The organism is Pedobacter sp. AK017 (assembly GCF_014200825.1).
GTDB lineage: Bacteria > Bacteroidota > Bacteroidia > Sphingobacteriales > Sphingobacteriaceae > Pedobacter > Pedobacter heparinus.
Map to the genome: position 1 here is coordinate 226,916 of NZ_JACHCW010000007.1, position 11,272 is coordinate 238,187.

Annotated in this window: 14 protein-coding genes; all 14 read left to right on the forward strand. The window is 44.5% G+C overall.

Features of this window, described 5'->3' with window-relative positions:
- Positions 1 to 113 precede the first annotated feature (113 nt).
- The 14 genes from HDC92_RS12165 (at position 114) to HDC92_RS12230 (ending at position 11,196) form a co-directional block, all read left to right on the forward strand.
- The gene (locus HDC92_RS12165) at positions 114 to 1,388 is read left to right on the forward strand and encodes an aminotransferase class I/II-fold pyridoxal phosphate-dependent enzyme (RefSeq protein ID WP_183874776.1); all 1,275 of its coding nucleotides are present in this window, start codon (positions 114 to 116) and stop codon (positions 1,386 to 1,388) included.
- Between the two features lie 13 nt (positions 1,389 to 1,401).
- Positions 1,402 to 2,157: a TetR/AcrR family transcriptional regulator gene (locus tag HDC92_RS12170; protein WP_183874778.1), complete on the forward strand. Its 756-nt coding sequence runs from the start codon at positions 1,402 to 1,404 to the stop codon at positions 2,155 to 2,157.
- 30 nt (positions 2,158 to 2,187) lie between these two features.
- Entirely contained in the window at positions 2,188 to 2,625 is a 438-nt protein-coding gene (locus HDC92_RS12175; protein WP_183874780.1) for a MauE/DoxX family redox-associated membrane protein, read from the forward strand.
- A gap of 82 nt (positions 2,626 to 2,707) precedes the next feature.
- Positions 2,708 to 2,968 (forward strand): hypothetical protein, encoded by a 261-nt coding sequence (locus HDC92_RS12180; protein ID WP_183874783.1) that lies wholly within the window; start codon positions 2,708 to 2,710, stop codon positions 2,966 to 2,968.
- A 97-nt stretch (positions 2,969 to 3,065) separates the two neighbouring features.
- Positions 3,066 to 4,112, forward strand: coding sequence for a hypothetical protein (locus HDC92_RS12185; RefSeq protein ID WP_183874785.1), 1,047 nt, complete (start codon positions 3,066 to 3,068; stop codon positions 4,110 to 4,112).
- 12 nt (positions 4,113 to 4,124) lie between these two features.
- Positions 4,125 to 4,373 (forward strand): hypothetical protein, encoded by a 249-nt coding sequence (locus tag HDC92_RS12190; RefSeq protein ID WP_183874786.1) that lies wholly within the window; start codon positions 4,125 to 4,127, stop codon positions 4,371 to 4,373.
- Positions 4,374 to 4,563: 190 nt separating this feature from the next.
- On the forward strand, positions 4,564 to 5,205 hold the full coding sequence (locus HDC92_RS12195) for a DUF6266 family protein (RefSeq protein WP_183874788.1): 642 nt from the start codon (positions 4,564 to 4,566) through the stop codon (positions 5,203 to 5,205).
- A 47-nt stretch (positions 5,206 to 5,252) separates the two neighbouring features.
- Positions 5,253 to 5,627 (forward strand): hypothetical protein, encoded by a 375-nt coding sequence (locus HDC92_RS12200; RefSeq protein ID WP_183874790.1) that lies wholly within the window; start codon positions 5,253 to 5,255, stop codon positions 5,625 to 5,627.
- Positions 5,546 to 6,073, forward strand: a complete 528-nt coding sequence (locus tag HDC92_RS12205) for a peptidoglycan-binding protein (RefSeq protein WP_183874792.1) — start codon at positions 5,546 to 5,548, stop codon at positions 6,071 to 6,073. Before HDC92_RS12200 ends, HDC92_RS12205 begins: the two co-directional genes overlap by 82 nt.
- Positions 6,074 to 6,237: 164 nt before the next feature.
- Positions 6,238 to 7,644, forward strand: coding sequence for an arylsulfatase (locus HDC92_RS12210; protein ID WP_183874794.1), 1,407 nt, complete (start codon positions 6,238 to 6,240; stop codon positions 7,642 to 7,644).
- An 85-nt stretch (positions 7,645 to 7,729) separates the two neighbouring features.
- Positions 7,730 to 8,227 (forward strand): DinB family protein, encoded by a 498-nt coding sequence (locus HDC92_RS12215; RefSeq protein WP_183874796.1) that lies wholly within the window; start codon positions 7,730 to 7,732, stop codon positions 8,225 to 8,227.
- 70 nt (positions 8,228 to 8,297) lie between these two features.
- A complete protein-coding gene (rluF, locus tag HDC92_RS12220) occupies positions 8,298 to 9,344 on the forward strand; it encodes a 23S rRNA pseudouridine(2604) synthase RluF (protein WP_015809654.1) in 1,047 nt (348 codons plus the stop codon).
- Positions 9,345 to 9,376: 32 nt separating this feature from the next.
- A complete protein-coding gene (gene rlmN / locus HDC92_RS12225; protein WP_183874798.1) occupies positions 9,377 to 10,423 on the forward strand; it encodes a 23S rRNA (adenine(2503)-C(2))-methyltransferase RlmN in 1,047 nt (348 codons plus the stop codon).
- Positions 10,424 to 10,497: 74 nt separating this feature from the next.
- On the forward strand, positions 10,498 to 11,196 hold the full coding sequence (locus HDC92_RS12230; protein WP_183874800.1) for a ComF family protein: 699 nt from the start codon (positions 10,498 to 10,500) through the stop codon (positions 11,194 to 11,196).
- The last annotated feature ends 76 nt before the right edge of the window (positions 11,197 to 11,272 follow it).

The window sequence follows — 11,272 nt, forward strand, 5'->3', positions numbered from 1 at the left end:
TTCAATAAATTGATAATCAGACGATTATTTTTAAAAAAATTGCACTAACGCAAGCCAAAAAGCACAAAACACGCCCTACCTTGGCAACATCAATTTTAACCAAATATTTATAAATGAGACCAGATTTTAACCAATCGCACATGGGTACTTTTGCTGCCGCAAACCTGAAAGACTGTGATATGTTTGAACGGGCAGCCATGTTTAGCGATTATATAGCACACCAGCACGAGCGTGGCCTGTGGAACTACCGCAATGTATGCATCAGCGGCTGCAGGCCCGAAGTAGAACTGGATTTGCCGGATACCTTAAGGCACATTAAGCACAAGACCTTTGTAGCCACCGTATTTAATGACTACCTGGGCTTTAGCCAGCACCCCGCCGTAAAAGCAGCCGCCATTGCTGCGATAGATCGTTACGGTGTGGGTGTTACGGCCAGCCCGGCCATTGGCGGGCATATGGATTTCCACAGGGAAATAGAACAGGCCACCGCCCGCTTTTTTAGACAGGAAAGTGCCATTTTGTTTACCACCGGCTATACGGCCAACAGTGCCACCATGCTGGCCTTATTGAACGATAAGGATTTGGTGCTGGCCGATATGAGTGCCCATGCCAGCATGTTTGAAGGCATGAAAAACACAAACATGAGAACTTTTAGCCACAACGATATGGGCGTACTGGAACGCAAGCTGAAAGAAAATAAAGGCAGGTACCGCAACATGACCGTGGTAATTGATGGCGTGTACAGCCAGCCTGCAGACCTGGCCAAACTGGATGAGATTGTTTTTTTGTGCAAACAGTATGGGGCCTTTTTAGCCATGGATGATGCACATGGTATTGGGGTAATAGGCCAGACCGGCCGTGGGGTAATAGAGCATTTTAATGCCTGGCAGGATGTGGACATCATTACCGGCACTTTTAGCAAAACCCTGGGCCATTTGGGGGGCTATGTGGTGGCCAGCCCCGAAATGATCAGGTACCTGCAGTTCCAGGCGGGTCAGCACATCTTTTCGGTAGCGCCTACACCGGCATCGCTTTGCGTAATTAAGAGCATGGCCCTGCTGGACGAGGAGCCCTGGTGGCAGGCCAAGCTTTGGGAAAACATCAGTTACCTGAAAAAGGGCCTGCATGATTTGGGCCTGGACACGGGCAACAGTGCCAGCGCCATAGTGCCGGTAATGATAGGATCGGCCCATTTAAACGCCCAGGTATGCCGCTGGCTTTTGGAAGCGGGCATTTACGCCTGCCAGATTGGTTACCCGGCAGTAAATGTGAAAGGTGCACGCATCAGGATGAGCCTGATGGCTACGCATACGCTTGAGCACCTGGACAGGATACTGAATGCCTGGGAATGGGTAAAGACAAAAATGAACATCAGGAACTTTGAATAATTTTTAGGATACCATGAGCAAAAATAAAAGGAATAAACTGGCTACAAAGGCAAGTCTGATAAAAGCTGCGCTGGAAGATATTGTTAAAAATGGTTTTAAAAGCTTATCGGGTGCAAAACTGGCCGAACAGGCTGGCAGGCATGGCAGCAGGATAACCCATTTGTTTGGTGGCTTGGGCGGACTGATCAAAGCAACCGTTGCCGAACATGACCATTGGGACCTGCTGTTTAAAAAGTTCAGCATCCCGAAAGATGCCGGGGAAAAAGAGACAAGAAAGCTGTTTGCAGGGCTGATGGCTACCAACTTTAGCGCTTTTAAGGAAAACACGGACATGCAGCACATGATATTGGGACAAATGAGTGTAAAGCTTGAGGTGTTGCAGGAGATATCGGCCTACAGGGAGCTGGAAGGGGCAAAACTACTGGACAGAACGGACAGGTATTTTGAGGACAGCGGGGTGTGTTTTCGTACGGTTATTGGGCTGTTGCTGTATGGCAGTTATGGATTGGTGCTTCATGCCCGGCATACCGGAGGTACGGTTGCAGGTAAGGACATCAATAAAGAGGAAGACCTGAAGGTAGCAAAACAGACGATTGCTAATTTGATTGAGCTGGCCTGGGAGGATGCGGGCAAGAAGCGGAAGACGGGTTTGAGGGAAAAGAAGAAGGGCCTGAGGGGAAAAATGACCGTTCTGCTCATCGCGGGGATCCTTTGGACTGAAGAAGTCCAAAATATCCCAATGCTCTTCACAGAAGGTAATTTTTTTTGAGCAGGCCAGCTGGGGAAATAATTAGAGGATATGAAATTGATTTTGAATAAAAGATGTTGGTACCTGCTGTTGATCGATGTGATCAGGTACTTGTTTATGGTGCTGTTTTTATATGCAGCATTTAGCAAAGTTTGGGACTTTCAGAAGTTTAAGGTACAGCTGGCACAATCGCCCATACTTTCAGATTTTACACTGCTGGTAGCCTGGTATGTGCCTGCTATTGAAATATTGATTGCAATAGGTTTGGCTTTTAGAAAGACTTTGGTGCCCGCCTTATGGGCCAGTTATGGCCTGATGTTCATGTTTAGCTTGTACATCATGGTGATTGCGAGGTTTGTTGACAGGCCGGTGTGCCATTGTGGGGGTGTTTTTGAGGACATGAGCTGGGATGTGCACCTGCTGTTTAACATGGGCTTTGTGGTGTTAAGCTGGATAGGGCTGGGCTGTGTTGAGGATGAAGCGGTTTAAAAATATTCAATGCGCGTTGAACAGGTGGAAGCTGAAAAACCTGATTGAAACAGAGTAGGCATTAAATAATCAAATAAAAATTATGAAAAAATCATTTTTAATGCTCGTTGCAGTGGCCTGTGTTGCTGTGAGCACTGTGTTTGCGACTGCAAAACCAACAACAAGTGTTTTACTGGGATCGCCTTACAATGACCAGGGTGAATGTACTACCCCGGGCAATGTAATTGGCACCTGTGATGTAAACTACACGGGCAATGCCTGCCAGCTGCTGGCAGGTGGCGATGCTTACCTGCAGGATACAGAGACTGGCCTATGTACCATTCCACTGTACAGACAAAACTAGATCTCCCAATTTAGTTTGACATCCTTAAACGGCCCGCTGCATTAGCGGGTCGTTTATTCCAAACCTTGTTTTTACATCCCATAACCCATTTGCCTATATGAGAAAATTCTACTACTTACTGATCATTGTTGCTGTACTTTCATCTTTACCTATCCTGTATTTAACCATCCGCTATGCGCTTAAACAGCGCGCTGCTACCTATAACTTTAAAAGGAACCTGCTAGGGGTGGTTAAGGGCCATAAGGCCATCGATATAAAATACAATTCCTATTACCTGGCCGGTGAGGCCGGAAGTTCCGTTTACCTGGCCAGCGGAACGGCCATAGGCCATTTGCTGAAGGTTGGCCCTTTGTTAAGGGATACGGTAAGTATTAACCTTGAGCTGAACAGGCAGGAGGTAAAGTTAAAGGGCAGTTATAAGGCTTATGTAGATTCAAGCTCTTTTTACCTGTACAATGGATTGGAGCGTAGCATCCTGAAGGGCAGTACTGGTGTTTGGAAGGCAGCGGTTTATAATATAAAGGCCCCTTACTTTGCACAAGTGCAGCCTTTGGGCATACAAACGATGGTTTTCCGTTTTATAGATACGGATACCCGGGCGAATAGTTTGCGTAAGGTGAGTGTGCCGGGAGAAAGCATGAGCAATACCGGGATATTTGAAAAGCAGGTAGATGGCCTGTTTTGTACGGATGGCATGCTGAGGTATAACCGGCAGCTGCACATGCTGACATACCTGTACCATTACCGCAACGAAATTTTGCTGATCGATACGAACCTGAACCTGGTAAAGAAAATAAAGACCATAGACCCGATTGATTCGGCCCGCTTTAAGGTAGACCAGGTACGTGCTGAAAAGTCTTTCACTTTTGCTTCGCCCAGCCTGATGGTAAATGCGAACTGTTCAAATTGGGGTAAATATTTGTTTGTGCAATCGAAACTGATGGGTACAGGTGAAGACCTGACCTTGTTCAGGAAAAGTGCGGCAATAGATGTGTACGATCTGGAGAAACAGGTATACTGTTATTCGTTTTACCTGCCCAAATATAAGGATGTACCCATAAGTAGTTTTAAGGTATTGGGGAACAGCTTGTATGCGGTAGCAGGGCAATACCTGACCAGGTATGCGCTGGAATTGCCGGAGTAAATGACAGCTGGTATGGAATGCTGTTGCGGTTGCATGGAGATGCTGCTACGACAGCAGCAGGAATTATTAGACCTGATGAAGGCCATAGATACTAAACTTGATTTGCCGGATCCGTTACCGGAAGAAGAGGTATGGCTAACCAAGGCTGCGGTTATGGATATGTTGTGTATTACCGTTAGTACTTTTTACAGAAGACAACAAAACTGGAAACGCAGGAAGAGTGGCGGCACCTGGTATTATTTAAAATCATCGCTCTTATAACCTCTAATTTTTACCAAAAAATCTCAATCTGTTCCAATTTTGTCTCAATCCGTTTCATAATGAGCTGGCAGCTAGGATGATGACTAAAGCCTTTTTATGTTTGTTTGAGCATCGGGCTAAATGTCTTGCCGGCCGGGAGATGATGAAGCTTTTAGGGATGCTTTTTTATTAACCTTTAAATTTTAAGAAAATGGGATTTTTAACAGGAGGTATCGATTACGATATGATCGGACGCGTGGGGAACCACGTGGGCCGCAAAAGAAAGGGAAGGAACGTGCTGGCTATGCGGCCTTCAAAATCAAACAAACCACCTACACAGGCACAGCTGGACCAAAGGCTTAAGTTTGGTCTGATGACCAGCTTTATAAGCAGGATAGCATCTGTAGTAGATGTGGGCTTTGCCGCCTACGATGCAAAGATGACAGCCAGAAATGCGGCAGTTGGCTATAACATGGAACATGCCATTACGGGTGTATCGCCAAACTACAGCATCAATTATGAAAAGTTGCTGTACAGTAAAGGAAAGCTGGAAATGCCGGAGTATCCTGAAATAGCTACTGTTGCTGCAGCAAGGCTAGACTATTCATGGCCTGCCCTTACAGGCATTACCTACGCCAAAGGAACAGACAAGGCTACCTTTTTGGTGTACAATGAGGTGAAAGACAAGTTTGTAGTTTTGCGGGGCGGAGCGCTTAGATCGGCCCTGTCTTATAACCTGCTGCTGCCCGGCAATTTTTCGGGCGACAGTGTGCAGTGTTACATCAGCTTTGTTTCTGCTGATGGTAAGCTGGTAAGTAAAAATTACTACGTAGGTGAGCACATAGTTGTATAAGTATATGGGGCCTTAACGGGCCCCATTTTTACATTAAACAGAAAAACATGAAAACAATAAATTTAAAAATGCCGGCCTGGCAGCCGGTTGTGAAAAATACGGAGCCTTATCTTGTAGCCTTGATCATGTTGCTGCTGTGGTTTACCGCACCAAAACTGATGGTGCTGGGTGATGGAGAAATGGGGCATATTGATCCAAGTATCTGGCTACTGGTATTACTGGCCATCATTAGCTTTTTGCTGATACTTGGCTTGTGCTGGTGGTTGCTAAAGCGCTTTTGGATGGTGATGGGTTTGCCCGGATTGGGCAGTATGGTTTTACAGTTTAATTCGCTACAGTTATGGCAGCAATTAGGTTTTTGGCTGGCTTCTTTTGCTTTGCTGTTATTGGCAGCAATTGGGGCTTTAGTAGCCATATTATAAAAAAAGAGGAATCAGGATATGAAAAAGTTATCGAAATTGCCCGCTCCCAAATCGGGATTAGGGAAACAAATTGTGAAAATTGTGGTATCGCTGTTAAAGGATATCTTGATCACTGTGGTATCAAATCGCCTGCGCCGTATTGTGCCGCGTTTGTGAGTTGGTGTTTTGGTAAAGCCGGGTATCCACAACCAAGAACGGCATGGTCGCCTGGCCTTTTTCCGGCTTCGCGGCTGGTTACTACAGCTAAACCGGGTATCGTGTATGGGCTTTACTTCCCTACCCTAAAACGAATTGCCCATTGTGGCCTGGTTGAATCCGTTAGAAACGACCTGATTTACGGCCTGGAAGGCAATACCAGTCTGGCCGGATCAAGGGAGGGCGATGGGGTGTACAGAAAAATCAGGCACAAGCGCAGTATATATCGCTATGCGGATTGGTTTAAATAGCGGAGTCTGATCTTCATCAGGATGATGATATAACCGGCCCTGGCAAAGAATTGTCAGGGCCTTTATTTATTACCAATAATTATTGCTTACACAGGCTTTGGATAATAAGTTTAAGGCAAACAAAACGGAAGCATTTAATATGGTTATTTTGCTATTTTTATAACATGAGAATATACCTTTTTACCGTTTTATTGGTTTTAGCGACAATCCATTTAAGTGCCCGCCAAAAGCCCAATGTGATCTTTATTTTAGCAGATGACATGGGCTATGGCGATTTAGGCTGTTACGGCCAACAACTCATAGAAACGCCTAACATTGACAAGCTGGCTGCAAATGGAATCCGATTTACTCAATTTTATGCTGGCACTTCGGTATGTGCTCCATCAAGGGCATCTTTAATGACCGGCTTACATACCGGCCATACGCCAATAAGGGGTAATCATGAAATTAAACCAGAAGGACAGCTACCCTTACCCAGGGACACCTATACCCTGGCCAGACTATTTAAAGCTGCTGGTTATAAGACCGGGGCATTTGGCAAATGGGGAATGGGCTATCCAGGTTCTGAAGGCGACCCGGTAAAACAGGGTATAGATCAGTTTTATGGCTACAATTGCCAGCGCCAGTCGCATAACTTCTTTCCTGACCATTTATGGGACAACGAAAAACGTGTTGAACTGGGCAATACTTTAAGCCAGCAAACACAATATGCCCCCGAACTGATCCAGAAACAGGCTATGTCTTTTATGAAAGCAAATCAATCCAACCCTTTCTTTCTGTACCTGGCCTATACCCTGCCCCATGCAGCACTGCAGTTACCCCAAAACGACCAGATATTTGAATACTATAAAAAGAAATTTAGGGAACAGCCCAAGCCTGTAAAAGAAAACTGGGACGGCATTGCTTATCAACCGCAGCCTTACCCACACGCAGCTTACGCAGCTATGGTAAGCAAACTGGACAATTATGTAGGTGAAGTAGTAAAACAGCTCAAGGCACTTGACCTGGAAAAACAAACGCTGATCGTTTTTACCAGTGACAATGGTCCGCACAATGAAGGTGGAAATGAACCTGCTTTTTTTAACAGCAGTGCTGGCTTTAGAGGAATAAAAAGACAGCTTACGGAAGGCGGGATTAGAGAACCAATGATTGTTAGCTGGCCAGGCAAGATCAAAGCCGGGCAGAGCTCGGCACATATTGGTGCATTCTGGGATTTTATGCCAACTTTTGCAGAACTGACGGCTCAACCCCTGCCTGTTAAAACAGATGGATTATCCATACTACCTGTATTGCTAAATAAAGGCACACAAAAACAACATGATTTTTTATACTGGGAGTTTCATGAACAGGGCGGAAGACAAGCCCTGAGAATGGGTAAATGGAAGGCCATCCGGGAAAAGGTTAAACAGGATGCAAATGGCCCAATCTTGTTATATGATCTGGATATTGATCCAAAAGAGCGTAATGACCTGGCTGCTGAACATCCGGAAGTGGTAAAAAAAATGGCAGGGCTTATGCAGCATGAACATGTAGAAAACAAGGACTTCCCACTAATTTCAAATAAATTTTAAACCGGAAAAACAGACTGCCATAGGGTTGTCAGTGTCTACTCTTTTCTTTGTATTGTTAATGTTAAACTATTTAAAAAACAATACGATGAACAGGATTAAAATGTTTTTGAAAGAACTGGACGAAGCCTCAGTAACTACCCGAAAAATGTTGGAAAGGGTGCCTGCAGATAAATTTGACTGGCAGCCACACCCAAAAAGTATGACCGTTAAAAGACTGGCCACACATATTGCTGAACTGCCTTCATGGATATCAATGGCCCTGACCACCGACGAACTGGATTTTGCCGACAATCCTTACGAACCGGTAGATGTAAAAAATACAGACGAGCTACTGGATTATTTTGAAAAGTCGTTACAGGACGGACGCAGCCACCTGGTTGATCGTTACGAAGATGTACTGGATAAAGACTGGACATTAAGAAACGGAGAACAGGTTTACAGTGTAGAGCCTAAGGCAGATGTGATCCGCATGAGCCTGAACCAGGTTGTGCATCACCGTGCACAACTGGGCGTATTTTTAAGGCTGCTGGACATCCCGATACCTGGAAGTTTTGGTCCGAGTGCAGATGAAACAGATTTTTAAAATGCATATTTTGATTTTTTATGGGTATAAATTGATTTCTTTGTAAATAATTTCAATTTATATCCATAACATGTCTGATTCTACCACCCGATTAAATAAATACATTAGTGAAAGCGGCCTATGCTCCAGAAGGGCAGCCGACAGGTACATAGAGCAGGGAAATGTATACATCAACGGCAAAAAAGCCAAGGTAGGTGATAAAGTGTTTTTTGGGGATATTGTAACGGTTAACGGACAAACTATAGACCCTAAGGAAGTTGAAAATTCTGTTTTAATTGCATATAACAAGCCTGTTGGCATTACCAGTACCACCGAAGCCGGGGTAAAAGGAAATATTGTAGATCATGTGAACCATAGCGAACGCGTGTTCCCCATTGGCCGTTTGGATAAAGATTCACAGGGACTGATATTTCTGACCAACAATGGCGACCTGGTAAATAAAATACTCCGGGCAGGTAACAACCACGAAAAGGAATACGTAGTAACCGTAAACAAACCCCTTACAGATCAGTTTATAACCGGAATGGCTAAAGGTGTTCCTGTTTTGGGTGTAATGACCAAAAAATGTAAGGTAGTTAAAGAAAGTCCGCTCATATTCAAAATCACATTGATCCAGGGCCTGAACAGGCAGATCAGGAGAATGTGTGAGTATTTTGGCTACGAAGTAACCAAGCTGGAGCGTGTAAGGATCATGAACATTCCATTAAAAGGCATTCCTTTAGGAGAATGGCGTGAGCTCACACCAGAAGAACTGACTGGAATATTTAATATGGTTGCCAAATCAAGTGCGGAAGCAGATGCAACACCCAAAAGAGTAAGCAAAAAACCTAAGACACCAAAAGAGGAGGATTTTTTAGAAAATGTGACCCCTGGGAGATCTTCAGGAAGAAATGCTAAACCCAAAAGTAAAGGAAAAGCTGCCCCAGCTTCAGTAAGACGGGAAGATCGACCAGCTGGAGGCAAGGGCAAATCCGGCCCTAAAACTTCCGCTGCTTTTAAAACAACAGGGGCGGCAGGCGACTGGAACAAAAGTGGCGGTCCGTCCAAAAGACCCGTCAAACCAACAAAGGGCCGCTCCGGGGCCCCTGCTGCCAAAACGAGAAGCCCTAAACGATAGAATTGTAAAAATTTAGGTAACTTTGCAGCGAAATGCCTGCTACAAATAAAATAGACATCCGTTCATTAGATCTTTCTCAACTGCAACAGCACTTTATTGCCATGCAGGAACCTGCCTACAGGGCCAAACAGGTTTACCAATGGCTTTGGGAAAAATCGGCCCGCAGCTTTGCGGAAATGAGCAATCTTTCAAAAGACCTTAGGGCTAAACTGGATGCGCAATATGCCATTAATGTGGTGGAGGTAAATAAATCGCAGATCAGTAATGATCATACCATCAAAAATGCCTTTCGTTTGTACGATGGCAATATTGTAGAAGGTGTACTGATCCCTATGGATGACCGAATGACTGCGTGTGTAAGTTCGCAGGTGGGCTGCAGTTTAACCTGCAAATTTTGTGCAACGGGTTATATGGACCGTAAGCGGAACCTGAATGCCGATGAAATTTATGATCAGGTGGTACTGATAGACCAGCAGGCCAAAAAAAATTACAATGCTCCATTAACAAACATTGTATATATGGGCATGGGCGAACCCCTTCTGAATTATGCCAATGTATTGAAATCTATTGAACGTATCACTGCTCCTGACGGATTGAACATGTCGTACAAACGCATTACGGTCTCTACTGCCGGCATTTCCAAAATGATAAAAAAACTTGGTGACGACGGGGTGAAATTTAACCTGGCTTTATCATTACATGCCGCTAATGATAAAAAGCGCAACGAGATCATGCCAATCAACGAGCACAATTCACTGAAGGCACTGGCCGAATCCTTAAAATACTATTTTGCTAAAACCAAAAACCCGGTAACCTACGAATACATCGTATTTAATCATTTTAACGACGAAATTGAGGATGCCATGGAACTGGCCAAATTCTGCAAACACGTACCCTGCAAGGTTAACCTGATTGAATACAACCCAATACAGTTTGCTGATTTCATCAATGCAGAAGGGGATAAAATCGATGCTTTCTCCAATTACCTGAAAAGCCAGGGCATTACCACCAATATCAGGCGCAGTCGTGGTAAAGACATTGATGCGGCATGCGGACAGCTTGCTGTTAAAGAAAGCTAAAGCAAGACAGGCTCCGAAAAATAAATCAGCCCATTTCTTACCATCGTATTGCTAAAACTCTGGAGATTGGCAACATGATGTTATTGAAACGGATTTTGGGCGACCTGTTCAGTCTTTTATTTCCCAGCCTTTGTTGCGGATGTGGTACGGATCTGTACACCGGCGAACAGTTACTCTGTACCGAATGTTTATATAACCTTCCTTATACCGATTACCACCTGCATACCGAAAATAGGGCGGCAAAACAATTATGGGGCAGGCTCCCCTGTAATGCAGTAATGTCTTTATTCTATTTTAAAAAAGGGGCAAGGACGCAAAACCTGATACATAACCTGAAATATAAGGGCAGGAAGGACTTGGGGCTAAAACTGGGGAATATGATTGCAGAAAAACTACTGACAGCACCTGCTTATACAGGGATTGATATTATTGTACCGGTACCACTGCACAAAAGCAGGGAAAGAGTAAGGGGTTACAACCAAAGTTGCAGCATCGCCGAAGGCATTGCTGCAGGATTAAATATTCCGCTAAGTACAGATGACCTGGTACGAATAAAAAAAACCAGCAGCCAGACGAAAAAAGGGCGCTATCAACGCTTTGAAAATATGCAAAGCGTATTTTCTGTTAAGGATGCATGGGCTTTTAAAGACAAACACGTATTGCTGGTGGATGATGTGTTGACCACCGGTGCCACCCTGGAAGCTTGTGGAATGGTACTGCTGGAAGCTAAAATTGCAAAACTGAGCATAGCAACCGTTGCCTATGCAGAATAAAAACGTGCTGATAAAACATTTTTCAAATAAATGCGTTATTATAGTTGAGAGCGTTAATTTAGATGGTAAGAGTCGA

Coding starts and splice junctions, on each gene's coding strand:
- HDC92_RS12205 (WP_183874792.1), top strand. CDS start 5,546: ATGGCAGCAATTAGGTTTTTGGCTGGCTTCTTTTGCTTTGCTGTTATT.
- HDC92_RS12180 (WP_183874783.1), top strand. CDS start 2,708: ATGAAAAAATCATTTTTAATGCTCGTTGCAGTGGCCTGTGTTGCTGTG.
- rlmN (WP_183874798.1), top strand. CDS start 9,377: ATGCCTGCTACAAATAAAATAGACATCCGTTCATTAGATCTTTCTCAA.
- HDC92_RS12210 (WP_183874794.1), top strand. CDS start 6,238: ATGAGAATATACCTTTTTACCGTTTTATTGGTTTTAGCGACAATCCAT.
- HDC92_RS12215 (WP_183874796.1), top strand. CDS start 7,730: ATGAACAGGATTAAAATGTTTTTGAAAGAACTGGACGAAGCCTCAGTA.
- HDC92_RS12165 (WP_183874776.1), top strand. CDS start 114: ATGAGACCAGATTTTAACCAATCGCACATGGGTACTTTTGCTGCCGCA.
- HDC92_RS12175 (WP_183874780.1), top strand. CDS start 2,188: ATGAAATTGATTTTGAATAAAAGATGTTGGTACCTGCTGTTGATCGAT.
- HDC92_RS12170 (WP_183874778.1), top strand. CDS start 1,402: ATGAGCAAAAATAAAAGGAATAAACTGGCTACAAAGGCAAGTCTGATA.
- HDC92_RS12195 (WP_183874788.1), top strand. CDS start 4,564: ATGGGATTTTTAACAGGAGGTATCGATTACGATATGATCGGACGCGTG.
- rluF (WP_015809654.1), top strand. CDS start 8,298: ATGTCTGATTCTACCACCCGATTAAATAAATACATTAGTGAAAGCGGC.
- HDC92_RS12190 (WP_183874786.1), top strand. CDS start 4,125: ATGGAATGCTGTTGCGGTTGCATGGAGATGCTGCTACGACAGCAGCAG.
- HDC92_RS12185 (WP_183874785.1), top strand. CDS start 3,066: ATGAGAAAATTCTACTACTTACTGATCATTGTTGCTGTACTTTCATCT.
- HDC92_RS12230 (WP_183874800.1), top strand. CDS start 10,498: ATGATGTTATTGAAACGGATTTTGGGCGACCTGTTCAGTCTTTTATTT.
- HDC92_RS12200 (WP_183874790.1), top strand. CDS start 5,253: ATGAAAACAATAAATTTAAAAATGCCGGCCTGGCAGCCGGTTGTGAAA.